Source organism: Micromonospora sp. WMMA1949, assembly GCF_027460145.1.
In the GTDB taxonomy this organism is placed as follows: Bacteria; Actinomycetota; Actinomycetes; order Mycobacteriales; family Micromonosporaceae; genus Micromonospora.
The window spans coordinates 870,626-890,302 of sequence record NZ_JAPZBG010000001.1 but is presented as its reverse complement, the minus strand read 5'-3'; the positions used below and the strand labels follow the sequence as shown (position 1 = coordinate 890,302).

Annotated in this window: 22 protein-coding genes, 1 tRNA gene and 1 pseudogene; 8 read left to right on the top strand and 16 right to left on the bottom strand. The window is 68.6% G+C overall.

All coding sequences use genetic code 11. The features are described 5' to 3' along the window. Positions 1–58: 58 nt before the first annotated feature. Complete coding sequence (locus O7607_RS03900; RefSeq protein WP_269701047.1) at positions 59–232, bottom strand: DUF4236 domain-containing protein; 174 nt, start codon at positions 230–232, stop codon at positions 59–61. A 393-nt stretch (positions 233–625) separates the two neighbouring features. On the opposite strand from O7607_RS03900, the gene O7607_RS03895 reads away from it, so the two are divergent. Both O7607_RS03895 and O7607_RS03890 read left to right on the top strand, forming a co-directional pair. Continuing rightward, a complete protein-coding gene (locus O7607_RS03895) occupies positions 626–1,189 on the top strand; it encodes a flavin reductase family protein (protein ID WP_269701045.1) in 564 nt (187 codons plus the stop codon). Further along, entirely contained in the window at positions 1,186–1,797 is a 612-nt protein-coding gene (locus tag O7607_RS03890) for a malonic semialdehyde reductase (protein ID WP_269701043.1), read from the top strand. Before O7607_RS03895 ends, O7607_RS03890 begins: the two co-directional genes overlap by 4 nt. Here O7607_RS03890 and O7607_RS03885 read toward each other — a convergent pair whose 3' ends face one another. Both O7607_RS03885 and O7607_RS03880 read right to left on the bottom strand, forming a co-directional pair. Beyond that, positions 1,798–2,253, bottom strand: coding sequence for an RrF2 family transcriptional regulator (locus tag O7607_RS03885; protein WP_013284925.1), 456 nt, complete (start codon positions 2,251–2,253; stop codon positions 1,798–1,800). It lies immediately after the preceding gene. A 7-nt stretch (positions 2,254–2,260) separates the two neighbouring features. After that, on the bottom strand, positions 2,261–3,178 hold the full coding sequence (locus O7607_RS03880; protein ID WP_269701041.1) for a helix-turn-helix transcriptional regulator: 918 nt from the start codon (positions 3,176–3,178) through the stop codon (positions 2,261–2,263). A 188-nt stretch (positions 3,179–3,366) separates the two neighbouring features. Here O7607_RS03880 and O7607_RS03875 point away from each other — a divergent pair, with 188 nt between their 5' ends. After that, complete coding sequence (locus tag O7607_RS03875; protein ID WP_128136100.1) at positions 3,367–4,143, top strand: glucose 1-dehydrogenase; 777 nt, start codon at positions 3,367–3,369, stop codon at positions 4,141–4,143. A 74-nt stretch (positions 4,144–4,217) separates the two neighbouring features. Here the strand turns inward: O7607_RS03875 and O7607_RS03870 are convergent, their stop codons facing one another. Then, positions 4,218–4,649: an SsgA family sporulation/cell division regulator gene (locus O7607_RS03870; RefSeq protein ID WP_007457244.1), complete on the bottom strand. Its 432-nt coding sequence runs from the start codon at positions 4,647–4,649 to the stop codon at positions 4,218–4,220. 275 nt (positions 4,650–4,924) lie between these two features. Between O7607_RS03870 and O7607_RS03865 the strand changes: the two genes are divergently transcribed. Further along, positions 4,925–5,464 carry a TIGR02611 family protein gene (locus O7607_RS03865; protein WP_269701038.1) on the top strand — a complete coding sequence of 180 codons (540 nt, stop codon included), beginning with the start codon at positions 4,925–4,927 and terminating at the stop codon, positions 5,462–5,464. Positions 5,465–5,514: 50 nt separating this feature from the next. Continuing rightward, positions 5,515–5,586 (top strand) — tRNA-Val (locus O7607_RS03860). A gap of 69 nt (positions 5,587–5,655) precedes the next feature. On the opposite strand, the gene O7607_RS03855 is transcribed toward O7607_RS03860, so the two are convergent. The 6 genes from O7607_RS03855 to O7607_RS03830 all read right to left on the bottom strand — a co-directional run bounded on the left by O7607_RS03855 (position 5,656) and on the right by O7607_RS03830 (position 9,917). After that, a complete protein-coding gene (locus O7607_RS03855) occupies positions 5,656–6,816 on the bottom strand; it encodes a site-specific integrase (RefSeq protein WP_269701036.1) in 1,161 nt (386 codons plus the stop codon). After that, positions 6,813–7,028: a helix-turn-helix domain-containing protein gene (locus O7607_RS03850; protein ID WP_269701034.1), complete on the bottom strand. Its 216-nt coding sequence runs from the start codon at positions 7,026–7,028 to the stop codon at positions 6,813–6,815. Before O7607_RS03850 ends, O7607_RS03855 begins: the two co-directional genes overlap by 4 nt. An 80-nt stretch (positions 7,029–7,108) precedes the next feature. Next, positions 7,109–8,602 carry a replication initiator gene (locus O7607_RS03845; protein WP_442929454.1) on the bottom strand — a complete coding sequence of 498 codons (1,494 nt, stop codon included), beginning with the start codon at positions 8,600–8,602 and terminating at the stop codon, positions 7,109–7,111. Continuing rightward, entirely contained in the window at positions 8,599–8,853 is a 255-nt protein-coding gene (locus O7607_RS03840; RefSeq protein WP_269701033.1) for a hypothetical protein, read from the bottom strand. The genes O7607_RS03845 and O7607_RS03840 overlap by 4 nt, the downstream gene beginning before the upstream one ends. Further along, a complete protein-coding gene (locus O7607_RS03835; protein ID WP_269701032.1) occupies positions 8,850–9,272 on the bottom strand; it encodes a hypothetical protein in 423 nt (140 codons plus the stop codon). The genes O7607_RS03840 and O7607_RS03835 overlap by 4 nt, the downstream gene beginning before the upstream one ends. 432 nt (positions 9,273–9,704) lie before the next feature. Then, positions 9,705–9,917, bottom strand: a complete 213-nt coding sequence (locus tag O7607_RS03830) for a helix-turn-helix transcriptional regulator (protein ID WP_269701030.1) — start codon at positions 9,915–9,917, stop codon at positions 9,705–9,707. A 406-nt stretch (positions 9,918–10,323) separates the two neighbouring features. On the opposite strand from O7607_RS03830, the gene O7607_RS03825 reads away from it, so the two are divergent. Beyond that, positions 10,324–10,863: a hypothetical protein gene (locus O7607_RS03825; RefSeq protein ID WP_269701029.1), complete on the top strand. Its 540-nt coding sequence runs from the start codon at positions 10,324–10,326 to the stop codon at positions 10,861–10,863. On the opposite strand, the gene O7607_RS03820 is transcribed toward O7607_RS03825, so the two are convergent. Beyond that, a protein-coding gene (locus O7607_RS03820; RefSeq protein WP_269701028.1) for an IS5 family transposase occupies positions 10,846–11,696 on the bottom strand; the annotation gives its coding sequence in 2 pieces (ribosomal slippage) (positions 10,846–11,358 and positions 11,361–11,696; 849 coding nt in all). The genes O7607_RS03825 and O7607_RS03820 overlap by 18 nt on opposite strands. Before the next feature lie 152 nt (positions 11,697–11,848). On the opposite strand from O7607_RS03820, the gene O7607_RS03815 reads away from it, so the two are divergent. Both O7607_RS03815 and O7607_RS03810 read left to right on the top strand, forming a co-directional pair. Beyond that, a complete protein-coding gene (locus tag O7607_RS03815) occupies positions 11,849–12,550 on the top strand; it encodes an XRE family transcriptional regulator (RefSeq protein ID WP_269701026.1) in 702 nt (233 codons plus the stop codon). 14 nt (positions 12,551–12,564) lie between these two features. Beyond that, positions 12,565–13,116, top strand: a complete 552-nt coding sequence (locus O7607_RS03810; protein ID WP_269701025.1) for a GNAT family N-acetyltransferase — start codon at positions 12,565–12,567, stop codon at positions 13,114–13,116. On the opposite strand, the gene O7607_RS03805 is transcribed toward O7607_RS03810, so the two are convergent. The 5 genes and pseudogenes from O7607_RS03805 to O7607_RS03780 all read right to left on the bottom strand — a co-directional run bounded on the left by O7607_RS03805 (position 13,113) and on the right by O7607_RS03780 (position 19,386). Beyond that, positions 13,113–14,576, bottom strand: coding sequence for a hypothetical protein (locus O7607_RS03805; RefSeq protein WP_269701023.1), 1,464 nt, complete (start codon positions 14,574–14,576; stop codon positions 13,113–13,115). The genes O7607_RS03810 and O7607_RS03805 overlap by 4 nt on opposite strands. Positions 14,577–15,576: 1,000 nt before the next feature. Next, positions 15,577–16,789: pseudogene (locus tag O7607_RS30455) on the bottom strand (tyrosine-type recombinase/integrase). Continuing rightward, complete coding sequence (locus tag O7607_RS03790; protein ID WP_089008620.1) at positions 16,789–16,986, bottom strand: excisionase family DNA-binding protein; 198 nt, start codon at positions 16,984–16,986, stop codon at positions 16,789–16,791. Before O7607_RS03790 ends, O7607_RS30455 begins: the two are co-directional and overlap by 1 nt. Beyond that, positions 16,983–18,596, bottom strand: coding sequence for a replication initiator (locus tag O7607_RS03785; RefSeq protein ID WP_269701018.1), 1,614 nt, complete (start codon positions 18,594–18,596; stop codon positions 16,983–16,985). Before O7607_RS03785 ends, O7607_RS03790 begins: the two co-directional genes overlap by 4 nt. Before the next feature lie 472 nt (positions 18,597–19,068). After that, positions 19,069–19,386 carry a hypothetical protein gene (locus O7607_RS03780; protein ID WP_269701017.1) on the bottom strand — a complete coding sequence of 106 codons (318 nt, stop codon included), beginning with the start codon at positions 19,384–19,386 and terminating at the stop codon, positions 19,069–19,071. Positions 19,387–19,677 lie beyond the last annotated feature (291 nt).

Below are 19,677 nucleotides of genomic sequence, written 5' to 3'. Positions count from 1 at the left end.
GCAGACGACGAGCGGGGTGCCGACGGTCAGCCGGCACCCCGCTCGTCGCCTGGGAAGTTCAGGCCTTGTCCTGCTTCCACGACAGCGGCCCCGGAAGGTCCACGCGGTGGGCGCGGGTGTTCGAGTTCCAGGACCAACGGCCGATCTTGATGCTCCACGACGAGAAGCCGTTCTGGGTGAAGTGGAGGATCAGCGGTCCGAACTTCTTACGCTTGCGGAACTGGACGCCCATCGGGGGTGCCTCCTTCGTCTCCCTGCCTCTGCAGTCGTCTGCATGCCTTCGCGGCATCGAACATGCCCGTATCAACGATTCGCGAAACCCTGCCCGCTCCGCTCTGGACGGTGGGACTGCCACCGGGCAGAATCTCTATTCAACGGGTAGGTGTTAAGGAGTCGTAGATGCTGGTAGAGACGGTTAGTAACAATGCCAGCGACGAAAGTCTCACTCTCTGGAAGAGCGTTGACCGGCGCGGTGAGCGGTCGGCAGCATGAGTGCCGGTCGCCCCGCATCGCTTCCCTCATCCGGGGGTACCGAGAGAGAACACAGCGCCGCAGCTGCTACCCCTGGACTGGAGGCTCTCGTGGACCACGTGCATGCACCGTCACGTCGTGAGCTGGTGTCGTCATGACCACCCTGGACCGGCCCGGCGCCGCCACCGTCGAGCTGCGCCCGGTCGACGTCGACTCGTTCCGCGGCCTGCTGCGCCGCCAGGCGTCCACGGTCACCGTGGTCACCACCCCCGGCCTGCGCGGCAACCGGATGCGGGCGGACCTGCCACCGGCCGGATTCACCGCCACCGCGTTCACCTCGGTGTCGCTCGACCCGCCGCTGGTCTCGGTCTGCCTCGGCCGCGCGTCCTCGACCTGGCCCACCGTCGAGCAGGCCGAGCACGTCGCCGTGCACCTGCTCGCCGCCGGGCAGCAGGAACTCGCGCAGATCTTCGCCACCAGCGGCATCGACCGGTTCAGCGCCCACCCGGGCTGGACCACCGGGCCGTTCGGCGTGCCCCTGATCGGCGACGCGCTCGCCGTGCTGCTGTGCCGGGTGGTACGCCGGCTCGACGCGGGCGACCACACCATCCTGCTCGGCGAACCGCTCGCCCTCGGCGCGGGCGAGGACGGCGACCCGCTGCTGCACGACGGCGACCGCTGCGCCGGCGCGCTCGGCGACTGGCCCGAGGCGTGGTGACCACCGCCGCCGACGAGTTGATCGCGCTCGACCGGGCCACCCAGGACCTGCTGTTCCGGGCGGCCCGCACCGCAAACGCGTTCACCGACGAGCCGGTCGGCGACGAGCACGTCCGCGCCGTCCACGACCTGGTCCGGTACGGCCCGACCGCGATGAACGCCCAGCCGCTGCGGGTGCTGCTGCTGCGCTCCGCGCAGGCTCGGGCGCGGCTGCTGCCGTACGTCAGCACCGGCAACCGGGACAAGACGGCGACCGCGCCGCTGACCGCGGTGCTCGCCGCCGACGTGGACTGGCACGACCGGCTGCCCGAGCTGTTCCCGCACCGCCCCGGCGCCCGCGACTGGTTCACCGGTGACCCGGCGGGCCGGGAGGCGCAGGCCCGGTTCAACGCCGCGCTCCAGATCGGCTACCTGATCGTCGGCGTGCGGGCCGCCGGGCTGGCCGCCGGCCCGATGGCCGGGTTCGACGCGGCCGGGGTGGAACGGGAGTTCTTCCCCGACGGGCGGCACCGGGTGCTGCTGCTGATGAACCTCGGCCGCCCGGCGCCGGACGCCTGGCGGGAACGACTGCCGCGCCTGTCCTACGACGACGTGGTCAGCACGCTGTGATCAGCGGGGCTCCCACGCGTCCGGCTGGGCGGTCAGCTTGCGCACATGGGCCGGCAGCCGGCCGCTGACCAGCTCGTCCAGGCTCACCTCGTCGACCACCCGGCGCACCGAGGCGCGCACCGCCACCCAGAGGCGGGGCAGGTTCTCCGCCGCCCCCTCGTACCGGGTCTCCTCGGGGCGCAGCCCGCGTACCCCGGCCAGCGGACCGTCGACGGCGCGCAACACGTGCCCGATGGTGATCTCGCGCGGCGGCCGGGCCAGCGTGTACCCGCCCTCGGCGCCGCGCTGGGCCCGGACCACCCCGGCCCGGCGCAGGTCGGCCAGGACCGCCTCGAGGAACTTGCGCGGCATGTCCTGCTCCGCCGCGATGGCCTGGGTGGACAGCAGGGTGGGGTACGCGGTGGCCAGGCTCAGGGCTGCCCGGACCGCGTAGTCGCCGCGCGCGGAGATCTGCACAGTGCCATCATGCCTGGCCGGTCGGGGCGGGGGAGTCGGCGGGCGGCCGGGGTCGCACCAGACGGACGGGCAGCGGGCGCTCGCGCTCGGCCCGGAACGTCCCCGGGCTCACCCCGACCTCCCGGGTGAAGAAGCGCCCGAAGTTCGTCGGCTCGGGAAAACCCAGCTCCCGGCCGATCGCGGCGATCGACTCGTCGGTGGCGGCCAGCAGCCGGCACGCCTGCAACGCGACCCGCTCGTCGATCACCTGCTTGGCGCTGCGGCCGGTCACCGCCAGGCAGGCCCGGGTCAGGGTACGCACCGAACAGCCGAGCCGGGCGGCGTAGTCCTCCACCCGGCGGGTGTGCCGGTAGTCGCGTTCCACCTCGCGGCACAACCGCCGGAACGTCTCCGTCTCGGCCCGGGGCGTCGCGCCGTTGCCCGGATGCGGCAGCAGGCTCAGCCGCAGCAGCAGGACGGCGAGCTGGTGGCGCAGCAGCGCCGCGGCGGCCGGCACCAGCGCGTGCCGGTCGGCGTCCACGGCGAGCTGGCTCACCTCGCTGATCACCGCGTCCTCGTCCTCACCGGCGAGCTGACGGTGGGCCGGCACCGCGTCCGGGTCGACGTCGAGGCCGCGCAGCGCCTCCGGCCGCCAGCTCACCACAGTCGCGTCGAGCTGCGCGCCGACGAACCGCAGGGCCTGGCCGGGATGCGCGCGCAGCAGCGTGCCCGGACGGCAGGGGACCGGCCGGAAGTCCAGCTCGGCGGTGCCGTGGCCGTGGGTGACCAGCACCAGCAGATCACGGTCGAGCAGGACCGGGCGGGGCCAGCCGGGCTCGGCGGGGAAGTCGCCGAGCACACCGGTGACGATCTCGTCGGTGCCGGGGCGGAGCTCCGGCAGGCCGGTGCGGGTGGCCGGGGAGGGCTGACCGGTAGTGACCATCATCCCGACGGTAACCGGAGCGCCCGCACGTTGCATCTCGACGGTTTCGCCCGCTCGGGGGCGCTCTTGTCGGCACCCGAGGCGGACGGTTAGGTTACCGATCGGTAAGACCCGGGCCGGCGTGCGTTGCGCACCCGGCCACGCGGCCCCGGCCGACCGGCCCGCGGCCGGGCGACGGCGATGGGATGGGCATGACGGATCTGTTCTCGGTCGACGGCAAGACGGTCCTGGTCACCGGCGGCTCACGCGGGATCGGACTGATGATCGCGCGCGGCTTCGTCCGGGCCGGCGCCAAGGTGATCATCTCCTCGCGCAAGGCGGACGTGTGCGAATCGGTCGCCAAGGAACTCTCCGCCGAGGGCCACTGCGAGGCGATCCCGGCCGACCTGGGCAGCGACGCGGGCGCGCTGGCGCTGGCCGAGGCCGTGCGGGAACGCCACGACCGGCTGCACGTGCTCGTCAACAACGCCGGAGCCACCTGGGGCGCGCCACTGGAGGAGTACCCGGAGAGCGCCTTCGACAAGCTCTGGGCGGTGAACGTCAAGGCCGTCTTCCGGCTCACCACCGCGCTGCTGCCGCAACTGCGCGCCGCCGCGGACGCCGACGACCCGGCCCGCGTGATCAACATCGGGTCGATCGACGGCATCCGGGTGCCGTGGATGGAGGTGTACGCGTACTCGGCCACCAAGGCGGCCGTGCACATGCTCACCCGTGGCCTCGCGCACCAGCTCGCCGGTGAGCAGATCACCGTCAACGCGATCGCGCCCGGACCGTTCGAGAGCAAGATGATGGCGTTCGCGCTGGACGACCCCGAGTCGCGCGCGGCCATCGAGCAGCAGGTGCCGCTGGGCCGGATCGGCCGCCCCGAGGACATGGCGGGCACGGCGATCTACCTGGCGTCGCGGGCAGGCGCGTACCTGACCGGAGCGGTCATCCCGGTCGACGGCGGGATCACCACGCGCGGCTGACGCGTACCCCCGGTTGCAGACGGCCCGGGGCCGCGCGGACTCGGCAGATCCGCGCGGCCCCGGGTGTCGCCGTGTCAGCGACCGGCCAGCAGCCGGTTCACCGCGGTGTCGACGTCCAGGTGCTCGGCCTCGCGGCCGCGCGGGACGACGACGTAGGTCCGGCGCAGGAAGCGCACCAGCACGCTGCGCGGGACCTCGAACAGGGCGTTGCCGTCCGGGGACGACAGCGCGAGCGCGACGAAGTCGCCGCGCGGCGTGGCCCACGGCCAGACCCGCACATCACCGATGCCGGCCGGTTCGTCGAGCCCGGTGACCAGCAGTTCGCGAGCGAACGACCAGCTCACCGCCTCGCCGCCGGCGGACTCGGCATGGAACAGGACATGGACCGCATACGGGTCAGCAGGGTCGTAACGCAGACTGGCACGCACCGGCAAGGCGGTGGCGTCAGGCGCGACGAGCCTTAGCGACGTCTCGACCTCTACGGTCGTCGGTCGGATGACACTCATGGACGTTCTCCCCCCGGCACCGCTGCGGAACGCGCGTGTCCCGCTTTTCCCATACTCAGGTGCTGCTCCTGGCTACGCTCCGCCATACGCTGACTTCACCCAGTGGTGGGAAGGGGTTCCGAAAGCCCCTCCGGGACCGCTCGGCCCGGCGTAGGATTTCTGGTTCCGCCCACTGCGTCGTTCCGCCCGGCAACGGGTGGTTCAGTCGTCGACTTACTCCGGTAACGTCCAGTCGTGAGCAGGGGTGACGGTCCCGCGCGACACTGGGGGTGGAAATGGTCACGAGGGGCTCCTCGGTGACGTCGCGGACCACGGCCGAATCGCCGAAAGGTGCGGCCCGAGCAGCCGAAAGTCGGGGGTACGAGGTGCCGGTGGAAGGGCGGTCGCAAGGCGCTCTCATGGAGCAGCGCCGCCGGCGACGGGGCTGGCGCGGGCGCCTGCACACCACGCTCGACCTCATCCGCGCCAACCCCACCGGCCGCGTCGCCCTGAAGATCTTCATCGGCATCCTCGGCGCCATCGTCGTGACGGTCGGCATCGCGCTGATCCCACTGCCCGGCCCCGGGTGGCTGCTGGTCATCGCCGGCCTCGGCGTCTGGGCGGTCGAGTTCCACTGGGCGCGACGGCTGCTCGCCTTCACCCGCCGGCACGTCAACTCCTGGACGCAATGGGTGAAGAGGCAGTCGCTGGGCGTGCGGTTCGTGCTCGGGGCGGTCGGGCTCGCGTTCGTGTCGGTGGTGGTGTGGCTGTCGCTCAAGTACAGCTTCGGCATCGACGTGGTGGCGGAGGCGCTGCACTACCTCGCGACGCACTGAGGCCCGGTTTTTGGTCCGGGCAGGTGATCGGGTAGAGTCATGCGCGCTGAGGGCGATTAGCTCAGCGGGAGAGCGCTTCGTTCACACCGAAGAGGTCACTGGTTCGATCCCAGTATCGCCCACGCAGGTAGAGGCCCAGATCACATTGATGATCCGGGCCTCTCTCCATTCCTGAGTTACTAACTGAGTGACTATCGGTCCGCAGGCCCGAAGATCGCATCCATGACCTGTGCCCCGCCGAGGAGAACCGGCCGAAGTTGGTGCCGGTAGACCTTCTCGGTCACCGTGGTCCCGGCATGGCCGCACAAGTCAGCGATCGCCTCCAACGGAACGCCGTTGTCGGACAGCAGCGACACGAAGCTGTGCCGTAGGTCGCGTGGTGTCCAGCCTGACGGGTCGAGGCCCGCCAGGGCGACGACGCGGCGGAAGGCCCGGCGGACATTGGCCGCGTCGAGGGCAGTGCCGACAGCCGTCGTGAAGACCAGGCCGAGTGCTTGCCAGTCCTTTCCGGCCTTAACCTGATCGCGGTTCTGCTGTTCTCGGTGAAGCCGCAGCGCGGAGACGCACCGCTGGGGAAGGGCGAGCGTCCGTCGCGACTTCTTCGTCTTGGTGTCGCCGCCAGCCCGAACGGAGTGCCACACCTGCACCGAAGGCGGCAACGGCGGGTCGAGATCGGGTCGGCCGTCCAGGTCGACGTGATCCCAGCGCAGGGCACGCAGTTCCTCGGTGCGCGCTCCGGTGAGGAGCGACAGCACCACATAGGCGTGTAGCCGTGTGCTCTCGGCTGCGTTCAGCACCGCGTGAGCCTGGGCAAGAGTGAGTGACTTGGAGGGCCTGCCCTCCTGGCCGCGCGGGACGGTGCACAGCGCAACGACGTTGCGCTTCACCTTGTCCCGGGCCATGGCTCGCTTGACCGAGCGGTTGAGGCACCCGTGAAGTTCACCGAGGGTGCGAGTGCTGAGGGTGGTGGCCTTGTCGGCTAGCCACCGGTCGATGTCCTGGGCGCCAAGCTCGCGGAGCTTCCGAGCGCCGAGCGCGGGGATGATGTGGGTGCGGCACAGGATCTCGTACTTGGTCTTCGTGCCGGCGGATCGGTCGTTGAGTCCGTAGGTGAGCCAGTCGGTGACGGCTTCGGTGACGGTGTAGTGGTGCTCGGCGATGGCGAGCCCGTCTTCGTAGTCGCGGATCTTCTCCCGCAGTTTGGTGCGGGCTTCGGTCTTGGTCTTGCCGCTGCCTTTGCGCACGATGCGCTTGCCCGCCGGGGTGTAGCCGACGGTGACGGTGGCGATCCAGCGTTGCCGGGACTCGTCCCAGTGCAGGCCGCCTTCTCCTCGGGCGCGGCGGGTGGTCATCGGGTGCCTCCTTTCATGGCTTCCAGTTCGAGCAGGTCGACGTAGGCGGTGATCGCGGCAGCGGGAACGAGGCGGGTGCGGCCCTGTCGGACGGTGTGTAGCCGACCGGCGCGGATCTGTTCGTAGATCACGGTGCGGGACAGGCTGAGCAGTCGCATGGCCTCGGTGATCCGGTACAGCGCCTTGTCCGGCGCGACGGCGGGTGCGGTCAAACGGGGAGTCCTTCCTACGAGGGGTCTCGGGTGTTGACACTTACGTGTCAAGCAGGGGTGGGTTGGTTGACACGTACGTGTCAGCCGTGGATCTCGCGGAGGGCTTCGCGGGCGGCTTCTGCTCGTTCGCGGGCCATGGCAGCGGCGGTGTTGGCCAGGAGCGCGTCGCCGGTGGTGAGCCAGCCAGAGCCGGTGTAGGCCAGGGTGTTGATGACCACCGTCGTCTCGGCGTCGTCGTCCTGGTCCTGGTCGTGCTCGACGGTGCGGCGCCACACCACGCGGGCGTCGCGCAGGATGCGGAAGGTGACGGAGTAGCGGCGGCTTTTGGTGAGGAAGTGGCCGCCGAAGCCGAGCATGTGCGCCCACCGCCGCAGCCGGGTCCAGCCGTGTGCGCTGCCGAGGGTCCAGGCGGCGTCGATGAGGCGTTCGGGGTGGGTGCCGTCGGGGTTGGCGTACAGGTCGATGGTGTCGGTGGTGAGTCGGCCGCAGGCGTGGCCGGTGGCTTCGGTGCTTTTGGTGGCGTACTTGGCGAGGTAGGCGGCGACCATGGCGTCGGTGATGTCGCCGTCCCCGGCGATGCGGACCGGGCGGATGTCGGCGTAGCGGCCTTTGCCTTCGTCACCCCAGCCGACGGTCCACCCTGACGGTTGGTGCGGGTGCGGGTCGGTGGTGAAGCGGGTGGAGGCGGCGGCGTGCTCGACGGCGGCGACCAGGTCGAGCAGGCCGAGCGGTGCGGGGGGCGGGACGATCGCGCCGGGGCAGTCGGGTTCGATGCCGTCGAGGCGGATGATGACGTGGTAGTGCACGACGCCGCGTCGTTGCATCTCGGCGACCTTGCCGTAGGAGAGGCGGAAGGAGGCCGCGGGGAGCCCGAACGCGCGGGCGGTCTTGGCCAGCTCGCGTCGGATGGCGATGGTGGTGCGCCGCCACAGCTCCCCGGCCGCGTGGTTGAAGACGACCTGGGCGTGGTGGTCGTAGCAGTCCAGGCACAGCGGCGTCCCGAGCGCCTTCTCATCGGCCGCGTGCAACCGGCCGCAGCGCAGATCCACCCCGTGCGGACACAGCGTCTCGGCCCGGCGGGGGCGGCACGGGATGGCCTGACCGGTCTTGCTGGTACGCCGGGTGTGCACCGCCCCGAACGAGGGGGCGGTCAGCGTGACGAACACGGCCGGGTGGCCGGCCACAGCGGCGGGCACGCCCTTGCCGCCGATCAGCCCGGCGCGGATGAGCTGGAAGGCGTCACGGCGGTAGACCTCGGCGCAGGAGGGGCAGACGGCGGCGCGGCGGTTGCCGCACGGCTTGTAGATCTGCCCGTCCGGCATGTCCTCAGTCGACGCGAGCGCCAGTAGTTCCCCGGTGGCGGGGTTGACGGTGGCCGACTCGCCGGTCAGCCGCACCGGACGGGTGCAGGCGGCAGCCGGACGCACGTGGTCGAGCCAGGCAAAGTAGTTCGGGTCCTGGGCGCGCAGCCTGCCCGTGTCGGCGGCATCGACGGCCCGGCGGGTGAAGACGTGGGGGTGTGCTCCCGGGCGACCGAGGCCGCCCGGGAGCACAGGTGTTGCGGTCACCGTCACGCGGCACTCCGCGCGTCGGTGGTGGTGGGTAGCTCACCGAGAATGCGGGTGAGTAGACCGGCGTAGTAGCCGGGCAGCGGGAGACGGTGGTTCTCCCACAGGAACAGCAGACGCACCAGCAAGTACGTCTTGGGCAGAATCACGCCGTCCCTGGCCGCCTCGATACGCATGCGGCCGATGAGCTGAACGGGTTCCCACCCACGCAGCAGACGACGCTGCCGGGCCGGGTGCATCACGGCGACGGTCATCATGCCGCCACCGCCTCAGACTCGGCACCGGTCAAGGCCATCTGCCAGCGCTCGACGGTGCGAGCGGTGTCCAACGCCGAGCCGGAACCGGTCAGCAACCGGCGCAGGCACCGGGCGGTGCCCTGAGCGTGGGACAGCCGGGCGCGGTCCGGGGTCAGCCGGTCCCGCAGACCGATGTCACCGCGCACGGTGACCTGTTCGAACAGGTCCGCGACATCACGGATCAGGTCGATCCCGAGATCGCTCACGGCGGCCGTGACAGCGGCGACCATGCGCAGCACGTCACCACCAGCCGCCATCTCCTCAGGCGTGCGGTGGTAGTCAGCGACGTAGAACGCCACCTCCAACTCCCGCAGCGACAGCGACTCCACATCAACCGACACCGGCTGACGCGGGAACGAACGGATCGCAGTGACAGTCATCGCGATCACCGCCGACCCGAGTTGGTGACGACGAAGCCGTCGTCGGCGTTGCGGGACAAGCAGCCCGGGCAGGAACAGCGCGGGTTGAACGGATCGGCGCACGACTCGGAAACAGGAACGGCAGCGGGGACAGGGAACAGATTGACGACGGGGCGCGGTCCAGGGGCCTCATTCGGGGTCGAAGCAGCGAGCGAGCCGGGAAGCCCGAGCACGGGCACGGAGGCCGCACGCGCCAAGGTGTGACCCGAGGCGGCAGGTACAGGGACGCGGGTACGCTGAACAGGCATCGTGTGGTCCTTTCGCAGGGGAACCGATGCGCCCGGCCTCAGCGAGGTGCAACTCGCTGGGGCCACCTATTTCACTTACATACAGCACCGGTGCTGTATTGGAGGCGACTCTACAGCACCGGTGCTGTAGGCGGAAGGATCGAAACTACTTGCCGTGACGCGGGCGCGACTGCGCCCAGGCCTTGACCGTCTTGGGTCGCCAGGCAGGGGAACGGCCGAACATCCGATCCGGGGCGGGTGCCTGCTCCCGGGCCACGTACGCCGTCCAGGTGCCGCGCGCGATCCCGAGGTAGGCGGCGCAATCCGCCGCTGTCCACCAGTCGTCGGGCAGCTCGGTGGGATCGGTCGCCGTAGTCATCACCGCTCAGGATACGGGACGGGGCAGCACCGACGCTGTAGCGAATGCTGCCCCTCGCCCCGCTTCCGCTGGTCTTACGAACCTCCCGCCGCCGGGTTCGGGTAGCGCCGTGGTTGATCCGGATCATGATGTAGATCTGCAAGCTCAGCAGAGCCGTCCCAACGATCATGGCAATCGCTGGCATCAGCAGAGAACTAGCCATGGCGCTGCCCTCCCCGTCGCTACCCGCTCGTCACGGTGTGCCTCTTTGGCTCACACTGAGAGTGGCGTTATCGGCCAGGACCTATCGAGGCCCCGGTCAGGACCTCTGACGGACCTCCGGCGGACAACCGGAGGACATCCGTTGAGGGACGGCCATGCGATGCGCGACCGTCGACGTAGGAGCCCAGAGCGAGGAGGGGGACAGGTGGCAAGCACACGCCGCGCGCCCCGAACCATGCTGGAGTACCTCATCCAGCAACGCGAGCGCACCTACGAGGAGATGGCCGACGCCTTCCTCCGCCTTGAGGAGCCCGCCGCGATCAGCGCCCGTCACCTTGGCCGACTGGCCAGAGGTGAGCGGGGTTCTGCCGGCGCAACGCCCGCCACCAGGCGAGCGCTACAGGCGATGTTCGGCATGCCGCTTGAAGAACTCCTTCGGCCCTGGACTCCGGAACTTGTCATAGCCCGGCCGGCTACCGACGACGGCTCATTGGTGCTGCCGTCACCCGGCAACGAAAGGAGTCTGATCAGAATGGCAGCCGAACGAGCCCGTCGCTTCACCCTTCTCGCCGCCGAGAGCACAACCCCGGAAGCGGTCGAGCAGCTCCGCGACGACGTCCAGCGCCTGGCGCTGGCCTACCCGCAGCGCCCGCTCACTGAACTACTCGGTGACATGGTCGAAACCCAGGACACCCTCTTCGCTCTGCTAGGCCGTGTCTTCAAAGGTTCACAACCATTGGAGTAGGGCGGCGATGGTGACGGTGGCCTGGTACGAGGTCGCGGTCTTGTCGTATCGGGTGGCGACGCTGCGGCACTGCTTGAGCCGGTTGAAGCACCGTTCGACGACGTTGCGCCGCTTGTAGAGCTGCTTGTCGAAGGCCGGTGGCCTGCCGCCGCGGCTGCCTCGCCGGCGACGGTTGGCCTGCTGGTCGGCGCGCTCAGGGATGGTGTGCCGGATGCCGCGCCGGCGCAGGGCCGCCCGGATGGCCTTGGAGCTGTAGCCCTTGTCGGCAATGACGTGGTCCGGGCGGACCCGGGGCCGGCCGGGACCTGGTCGCTCGACACGGATGGCGGCCATGACGTGGATGAAGCGGGTGCAGTCGTTGACGTTGCCGCCGGAGAGCACGAAGGCCAGGGTCCGCCCGAGGCCGTCGCAGGCGAGGTGAATCTTGGTGGTCAGTCCACCTCGACTTCGACCGAGGGCGTGATCTTGTGGTTCGTCCGATTCCCCGCGCCCCCTTTAGCGCCGGCGGCATGCTGGTGGGCTCGCACGATGGTCGAGTCGACCGACACCAGCCAGTCGATGTCCCCGGCGGCGTCCGCGTCGGCCTGGATCCCGGCGAGCATCCGCTCGAACGTGCCATCGAGCGCCCACCTGCGGAAACGGGTATAGATCGACTGCCACGACCCGTACCGGGCCGGCACATCACGCCACGCCGCCCCGGCCCGGATCTTCCACACGATCCCGTTGAGCACCCGCCGGTCATCGACCCGCGGCCGACCACCCGTCACCGCCGACGGCAGATACCTCGACAGGGCTTCCCACTCGACGTCAGACAACTCGTAGCGACGACCCACGCGCTACATCATCCGACACCAAGATCCTTTGAAGACACCGCCTAGAGCGGAGGCAGACGCCGCAGCAGGCTCGGCAACTGCACTTTCTCACCGCCATCACGAGCGGGCTCCTGGCCAAGGCGTCCCACGACCTCGCCGACCCTCACGCCGCGATGCTGCAAGCGCGTACCGCCGTGCTCTGCGCCGACCAGGCCGACCACAACGGGCTGAGAGCCTGGCTCCGGGGCCTGCAATCCATGGTCGCCTACTGGGCCGGTCGCTACGCCGAGGCCGTCCGGTACGCGGAAGCGGGCACCAGCATCGCCGCCAGCGCCGCCGGTACGACCTCCGTGTGGTTGCCGGTCAGCGCAGCCCGCGGCTACGCCGCGCTCGGCAACAGCGCCAAGGCGCTCAGCGCGATCCGAGCAGCCGAGGAGGCGTGGAGCCGCGTCGAGCCGGACGAGGTCGACGAGTTGGGCGGCATCTGCACGTTCAACCAACCCCGCACGCTCTACTATGCCGCCGACGCCCTTGCCTGGTTGCCCAACGAGGCGGACCAGGCAGTCGACTTTTCCACCCGCGCCGTCAACGCCTACGCCAACCCGAACGACCCCGCTTGGGCCTTCGGTGACCAGGCCGGATCACACTCAGACCTGGCGATTGCACGGATTGCCGCGCGGGATCTGGAGGGCGCCGTCGAGGCCGTCCGGCCGGTGCTTGAACTGCCGCCGAGCCAGCGCATCAACGGGATCATCCACTCGGTGCAGCGCGTGCACCAGGCCATCACCCGCGCTGGGCTGTCGGTCGAGGGGCGTGACCTGCTCCAGCAGATCGAGGACTTCACCAGCACGCCGCTGAAGGCACTTCCCAGGTAGGGCAAGATCGGGGCATGTACCCCGTGACGTTGAAGGGCCGCGCCGTCATCCTGCGAGAATTCCGCAGCGACGACGCGGCCCCTTCTCTTGCCCTCGTAGGCGACGAGCGCGTGACCCAGTGGCTCTCGTTCGACAACCGCGACCTTGAAGCCGCGACAGTGATGATCGAGGGAGCGGTGGCCCGAGCCAAGACAGAGCCCCGCAACGAGTACTACCTAGCGGTAACCCTGCCGGGTGACGAGCTGATCGGCTTCGCGAGGCTCGGCCTCGACGGCGTGAAGGCCGCGAAGCTCGGGTACGCCATCCGTGCCGACCAGTGGGGCCACGGCTACGCCACCGATGCAGCGCAGGTAATGCTTCAGTTCGGCTTTCGTGAGCTCGGCCTTCACAGGATCTCAGCTGCCATCGGACCCGACAACGCAGCGTCTGTAGCGGTCGCGGAGCGGCTGGGGATGCAGTATGAAGGCCGTCTTCGCCACCACGTTTTTACCAACGGAGCATGGCGAGATTCTCTCCTCTTCTCCATTATCGCCGACGAGTATCCAGCATCCCCTCGTGCCTCCTAATGCTGAGAAGCCCTCGCGACGCGCGCTTGGACTTCTTCCCCGCAGCCGAGGATGCGGAGCAAATGCGCGCGAACAACCCGCTCTAGAATCTGACTGACCTCATGCAGTAAGTAGACGGGGTACCCCTTTGTGCCATGCGCCAGATCGTTACGGATGATCCTGAGAGATCCGGGCGTGCCTTGAGGACTACGGGAGTCGGCTGCTACCGAGCGGATCAGATCAGCATCGTCAAGCTCGCGCATCACATTAGTGGGAACCGACTCAATAACTTCCCGCAGGCAAGTATCAAGATTAGAGAAAGGCCGTTTGGCGAGGAACCTCTGAACGAACCTCATTGCAGACTGAGGGATCCCGGAAACCTCGCGCAAGGAGCCGAGAGCCTCATCCCGCCTGGCCATGTGAGCCGCAGTCTGCGCTTCGTTCTTGGCCTTGTTCTCATACCCATGCATACCCTCCATCGCCTGAATCAAAAGCAAATACCGTGCGCGTGGGTGCTGTTGAGGGATTCCGATCGAAGATCCGTACGTTTCCAGGAGTGGATGCTGTTCATTGAGTAGGGATTGCCAACCGCGCAAGAGACCCAGGAGAGAGATCCCATCGCGCTTGGTGGCGAATGCCGGACTCTTTTGCCTTACGTCTTTTTCTCGAGACGCATAGGGATCCTGAGTGATGCCCGTCCCGTAGACCTGGAGACGTCCGTCTCGGGTCGATCGGTCTTCCGTCTGGACACCCATGGCCAGGTATGTGATTTTCTCCGCGCGTCCCGTTGCGAGACATGTCAGACGCCTTAAAGGTTCCACCCATTTCTCTAGACATTCGTTGAACGTAAGGCGGTCGCTCAGCTTTATTCGAACCACAGGGCTGAACGACATTCTGTAGAAATACGGATCCCCGATGCTCAAGGAAGCGTCGTAACTGAGATCGATGGTGGCGGTGCCGTCGGACCAGGTCTGTTCGCTATCTGGGTTTGCCTCGACTTTCCAGGGGTGCTCGTAAAATGCCCGGCCGCCAGCAGGGAAGGTGAAAGACTTTAGTGGCCCGACGCCTGCAATTGCATCAAGTCCTGTGACCTGAATCTTTATGTCGTCGAAAGCTAGGGGAGTTTCCTGGGGTGCTGGCCACCACCCAACTAGGGCGGCTCGACCATCGATCGAGGCGGCGTCGAAACTCATGCTAAACGTCTCTGCCTCGATTAAGACAACGTCGAGTCCATTTCGCAACTCGCCGCGTAATGTTGGGTAAGAGCGCTGCTGTGGAAAACCTGCAGACCGCGTTCCACTCGGCGAGGGATCCAATCGCAAAGGGATGTTCCCATACGCACTGCCCGCAGGTGGACGGTCTGCGGACAGTTCCAAATCGCCGACCAATCGCCTGACCTGGCCGCTTTCGTCGGGCACCAGCCAGACGCAGTTGTAGCGGTCTGGCTGCAAGCGTGTCTTAAGGGGAATTCCGTCGGTCATGCAATCTTCTTATCAGAACTCCGACCCGAGAGTTACCCCTCATCGGATGCAACTTGCTGGCGTCTTGGGAGAACGTAGCCGGTGAGAACTTTCTATACGTCTTCAAGGCGGCCCGCTTCGCAGGCCGCGCGCGCCGCCGAACCTGGGCCGGGCCGTTGGCCCGCCGCTCGCGCCTTAGGCCTTCGGCCACAGCGCGATCGGTGATAGCCCGCCGACGGCGCGACATACGAAGAAGCCCCGGGCCGCCATGGTCGATGGCAGTTCCGGGGCTGTGATGGCAGACGAGACACAGGCAGTGCCTCCGGCGGGGCGCTCCGGCGCTCTGGGATGGTGACGCCACCCCGGCACCCTTCATCCGGGGCAAGCCGATCAGGCGGGGCCTGCCCGGTCAAGGTCGTTCAGACGTAGGGTGCTCCACCTTGACCGGGCAGGCCCCACCTGATCCACGGTGTGCGGACGAAGGCCGACGGGATGGCTAGGAAGGCGGGCGGGGCAACAGCCGCCGCGCACCGAGTGGATCAACGAGCTAACTTTGTGTAACCATAGAGGCATGTGGAACGAACCTGACATGCCCGACCTGAACGCAGCTCTGGGTCCCGAGGTAGATCTTGACGCGGCGCTTGGCCCGCCCGTAGACCTGGATGCGGCGCTTGGTCCGCTACCCGACCTAGAAACCGCACTCGGTCCGCCCCCGGACTTGGACGCCGCTCTTGGTCCTCCGCTGGATCTCGACCAGCCGATGTAGCCGACGCCCACGCACAGGTGGGTGACTAATTGGGTGACGACCGGTGTGGACTCTCGCGGACGACGACGGACGGCAAGGATTCTTACGCAGGCGATGCACTTACGCGAGGCGTGGCTAAACCTTCGCGATCATTCCTTCACACCGAAGAGGTCACTGGTTCGATCCCAGTATCGCCCACGCAGGTCAAAGGCCACTTCCCGGCTTCGGGAGGTGGCCTTTCTGCTGTCGTACAGCAGCTTTGTACAGCAGTTCTCGTCAGCGGCTCAGGGATTCGCCGAGGCGCTTGAGCGCGTCTCTCGTCTTTGTCGATGAGACCTGCGTGTAGATCTCCATCGTTACCGAGAAGCGGGCGTGCCTCAGCACCTGCATGGCGACTCTGGGGTGGACGTCGAGGTCGGCCAGGAGGGTGGCGCAGGTACGTCTGGCGTCGTGGACGGTGATCGGCTTGACGTTCGCCTTGTCGCATCGCGTCTGCCAGGAGCGTTGGAAGTTGCGCGGCTCGATGGGTGTGCCGTAGCGGGTGGTGAAGACGAGTCCGGTTTCGTGCCATGCCTTGCCGGCGGCTGCTTCAGCCTCGTTGCGTTGTTCGCTTCGCAGTTTCAGGGCCGTGAGGCAGATGTCGGGCAGGGGGAGGGTCGCGTCGGACGCCTGGGTCTTGGTGTCGCGGTGCAGGAGCTGTCCGCGTACGCGTTGGAGTTGGCGGCCGATGGTCAGTTCTCCGGCGTCGAGGTCGACGTCTGCCCAGGTGAGTCCCAGCGCTTCGCCCTTGCGGAGGCCGGTGACGAGGACCAGGGCGTAGGCGGCGTAGAGCGGGTCGTCGTCGGCTCTTGCGGATTCCAGGAACTTCCGTGCCTCGTCGCTCGACCAGGACCTACCTCGGCGGCGGCGGACGGTGGCGAGGCACTGCCGGGTTCTTGGTGATGAGGTCTTCGGCCTGGGCGTGGGTGAGGGCGGCCCGCAGTGCGGCCCGGATGTCGCTGACCGTCCGCGTCGACGGGACGGCTTGGCAGCAGCGGCCGACCGCGCAGCAGCGGCGCTTGTGCTTGGGGCGGGCGGCGTCCTTGCCCTGGGCGCAGCACTGGCAGGTGCGGGCGACCTGGTTGATCCAGGTCTGCACGTCGCGGGACTGGAGCCGGTCGAGCCGCTTCGCTCCGAGGCCGGGGGAGATGTAGAGGCGGACGAACGTCTCGTAGGTGGCGTAGGTCAGGGGTGCCCGGTTCGGCTTGATGATCTCGGTCAGCCAGTAGGTGAGGAAGCTGCCGACCGTGGGGACGCTGGTCGCCACCGGACCCTGCTTTGCCTGCTGATGCAGCTTGATCCACTTGTCGTGGACGGCTTCGCGGGTCTTGCCGTAGACGTACTTGCGGGTGCGCCGGCCGTCGGGCTTGGTGACCCATACGTACGCGGCGAAGCCGTTGCGGTACGGGAAGATGGAGCCTTCGCCGTTGGCTCGGGTGCGTCCGGGCATCAGGCGGCCTCCTGGCGTTCGACCTGTTCGCGGATGTAGTCGTCGACCCATTCGGGGAGGATGCGGCGGTATTTGCCGTCCTTGATGGAGCGCAGTTCGCCGGTGGCGATCTTCATCTTGACCTTGGAGATGCCGAAGCCGAGCAGCACGGCGACCTCAGCGGGGGAGTACCAGCGCGGGGTCAGGTGTCGGCTCATGCGGCCACCCAGGTTTCGTGGGTGAGTTCTTCTCGGCCGACTCGTCTGCTCTCGCGTCGCTGGCGGGCGGCGGTGTTGGCGAGTAGGGCGTCGCCTTCGGTGAGCCAGCCGGAGCCGAGGTAGGTGAGGGTGCTGACGCTGATGGTGTCGGTCGGTTCGTCGTCCTCTTCGCGGCGGTAGGTGGTGCGGGTGGCGCGGAGTTGGCCGAAGGTGACGGAGTAGCGGCGGGCTTTGGTGAGGAAGTGGCCGCCGTAGCCGAGCATGTGCGCCCAGCGGCGCAGTCCGGTGTAAGCGTTCGGTTTGGCGTCAAGGCTGGCTTGACGGTCGTCGGCGGTTGGGGCGCCGCCGGTTGTGTCGGTGTGGGTGGGGCGGCCGAGGTGCCAGCAGGCGTCGATGAGGCGGGCGACATGGTCGCCTCCGGGGTCGGCGTAGTCGTCAACCGTGGCGGGGGTGAGTCGGGTGGAGCTGTGGCCGGTGGCTTCGGTGGCCTTGGTGGCGTACTTGGCGAGGTAGGCGGCGACCTTGCCGTCGGTCAGCTCGCCGTCGCTGCTGTTGATGCGTCGGACGTCGACCTGCTCGCCCCAGGCGACCAGCCAGCCTTGCGGCTGGTCGGGGTGCGGGGGTGTGGTGACGGTGATCTGCCGGGCGGCGGCGCGGATCGCGTCTTCCAGGTCGTCGACGGTGATGCCGTCCGGCGGCGGCACGAGGGCGTCCGGATCGTCGGGGTCGACGCCGTCGAGGCGCAGCAGGACGTGGAAGTGCACCGCTGCGCGGCGCTGCATTTCGGCGACCTTGCCGTGCGACACCCGCACGGGCGGCACCCAGCGAACCTTGCCGGAGGCGGTGACGATGCCGACCTTCGGGATGCCGCGTTGGCGGCTGAGCGCGGCGAGGTGGCGATCAGCGGCCTGCTTGGTGCGCCGCCACAGCTCGCCGGAGAAGTAGTTCCAGACGACCTGGTGGGCGTGGTCGTAGCAGTCAAGGCACAACGGCTGGCCCAGCCGCGGATCGTCGGCGTCGTGGCGGGCGAAGCACGCCGCGGGCTGCCCGTGCGGGCAGGCTCCGGCGTTGCTGCGGGCGCGGCACGGTGCGGGGCGGCAGTCGCAGCGCTGCCGGGTGCGGCAGGTGTGGTTTGGGACGTGGCGGTGGTGGACCGGGCCGAAGGACGGGGCGGTGAAGGTGGCGAAGACGACCGGGTGCCGGCCGACCGAGGCGGGAACGCCCTTGCCGCCGGTCAGGCCGCGACAGACGACTTGGTAGGCGTCGCCCTGGTAGACCCAGGCGCAGTCCGGGCACACCGACTCGCGGCGGTTACCGCACGCCTTGTAGAGCGTCCGGTCGGGCAGCTCGTCGGTGTGCTGCTCGCTCAGCACTCGGCCGGTGTTCCGGTCAACGGCAGCGATGGTGCCCGTGAGGCGCACAGGGCGAGCACAGCCACCGGCGGGGCGGGTGTGCTCCAGCCAGCCGGAGAACCCCGGCGTAGCAGCGCGGTGCAGGACCTGGACGTCACGACCGGCGGCGAGGCCGGGGCGATAGGTGGTGAAGATGGCGGTCTCCTCGTGCGGGGGTGGCAGGGACGGGAGACGAAGCACCACCAGCCGTGGACGCATGTCCGCTGGTGGTGGTGTTCGTCGTGTCTCCTGGCACCGCCGAGAGGGCGGCTCACGCCGGAGGGCGGAATTCGTGGTGGTACCACTTCCCGCCGATGGGTCATGTCCTTTCACGCTCGTGGACGTAATGGGCCGGGCACGGGCGGGGAGCCTGGGATATCGGCATCCGGCGGGTTGCCGCAGGCTGCCCCACCGTGGAGGTGCGCGAATCCGGGCCATCGTGGACGGCAGGAGGACCGTGCTGGGCCGATCAGCGGATTCGGGGAACCGGCACGGCGGCCGGTGCGATTGAGAGCCGGCGGGGAGGTGGCCCGCATCAGCGGCAGGACGGCCGCTCGGCATCTTCGACGTCGAGTCCAGCGGTCCGGCAGGAAAGCCGCGCTGGCGTGCTCGACGAGCGCCAGAGTAGCACCGGGTACCGACACGTCAACGTCACGTGAAACTGACGTCGAGCGATCAGGTTCGGTTTTGCCTACAGAGCGATGCGGTTGACGACCGCTCGCTGAACCGGACCGGTGTACTCAGTGAGGGTGAAGCGGCGATGCCCGTCCGTGGGTTGCACGGTGACGGCGAGAACGCTTCCGTCTTCGAATCGCAGCGTGAAGACCGGATCGAGTTCGCAGAGGAACGCAAACGCCTCGCGGTCCTCGTCGCTCGCGCTGACCAGGCGACCATCGGCCTCCCAGCCGCCGGTGACGGCGGCAATCACGATGGCCACCTCGACACTGCCGAGCAGAGTGGAGGAGTTCGCCCACCAGTCCAGCCAGCACCGGCCCTCGAAGCGGTCCATGCCGTCATCTTTGCAGGGCGAGGCCCGGCCGGCCCGGCCGATGGGAGAACTTTCCTTACATCGATCAAGGCGGCCCTTGACGGGCCGCACGCGCCGCCGCCTGGGCGCGCGCCGGCCGCGCCGCTATCGCTCTGCGGCCATCACGCCTGATGCCGGCAGCTGGCGCGGAGAGCGGGGAAGCCCGGAGGGCCGCCGCCGAACGACAGACGGTTGGGGTGGGCAACTGGTGCGCTGGCAGCCGGCCGGGGCGCCGCGGCCGTCGCACCGCCGCGCCATAGCGCGGGTCACCGC

What these genes read in the sequence shown, in the direction of transcription:
- O7607_RS03880 (WP_269701041.1), bottom strand. Translation starts at nt 3,178, where the DNA reads ATGATGGTCACTACCGGTCAGCCCTCCCCGGCCACCCGCACCGGCCTG.
- O7607_RS03830 (WP_269701030.1), bottom strand. Translation starts at nt 9,917, where the DNA reads ATGACTACGGCGACCGATCCCACCGAGCTGCCCGACGACTGGTGGACA.
- O7607_RS03780 (WP_269701017.1), bottom strand. Translation starts at nt 19,386, where the DNA reads ATGGACCGCTTCGAGGGCCGGTGCTGGCTGGACTGGTGGGCGAACTCC.
- O7607_RS03790 (WP_089008620.1), bottom strand. Translation starts at nt 16,986, where the DNA reads ATGAGCCGACACCTGACCCCGCGCTGGTACTCCCCCGCTGAGGTCGCC.
- O7607_RS03835 (WP_269701032.1), bottom strand. Translation starts at nt 9,272, where the DNA reads ATGACTGTCACTGCGATCCGTTCGTTCCCGCGTCAGCCGGTGTCGGTT.
- O7607_RS03810 (WP_269701025.1), top strand. Translation starts at nt 12,565, where the DNA reads ATGTACCCCGTGACGTTGAAGGGCCGCGCCGTCATCCTGCGAGAATTC.
- O7607_RS03865 (WP_269701038.1), top strand. Translation starts at nt 4,925, where the DNA reads ATGGTCACGAGGGGCTCCTCGGTGACGTCGCGGACCACGGCCGAATCG.
- O7607_RS03870 (WP_007457244.1), bottom strand. Translation starts at nt 4,649, where the DNA reads ATGAGTGTCATCCGACCGACGACCGTAGAGGTCGAGACGTCGCTAAGG.
- O7607_RS03805 (WP_269701023.1), bottom strand. Translation starts at nt 14,576, where the DNA reads ATGACCGACGGAATTCCCCTTAAGACACGCTTGCAGCCAGACCGCTAC.
- O7607_RS03900 (WP_269701047.1), bottom strand. Translation starts at nt 232, where the DNA reads ATGGGCGTCCAGTTCCGCAAGCGTAAGAAGTTCGGACCGCTGATCCTC.
- O7607_RS03855 (WP_269701036.1), bottom strand. Translation starts at nt 6,816, where the DNA reads ATGACCACCCGCCGCGCCCGAGGAGAAGGCGGCCTGCACTGGGACGAG.
- O7607_RS03895 (WP_269701045.1), top strand. Translation starts at nt 626, where the DNA reads ATGACCACCCTGGACCGGCCCGGCGCCGCCACCGTCGAGCTGCGCCCG.
- O7607_RS03785 (WP_269701018.1), bottom strand. Translation starts at nt 18,596, where the DNA reads ATGCGTCCACGGCTGGTGGTGCTTCGTCTCCCGTCCCTGCCACCCCCG.
- O7607_RS03840 (WP_269701033.1), bottom strand. Translation starts at nt 8,853, where the DNA reads ATGATGACCGTCGCCGTGATGCACCCGGCCCGGCAGCGTCGTCTGCTG.
- O7607_RS03875 (WP_128136100.1), top strand. Translation starts at nt 3,367, where the DNA reads ATGACGGATCTGTTCTCGGTCGACGGCAAGACGGTCCTGGTCACCGGC.
- O7607_RS03815 (WP_269701026.1), top strand. Translation starts at nt 11,849, where the DNA reads ATGCTGCAAGCGCGTACCGCCGTGCTCTGCGCCGACCAGGCCGACCAC.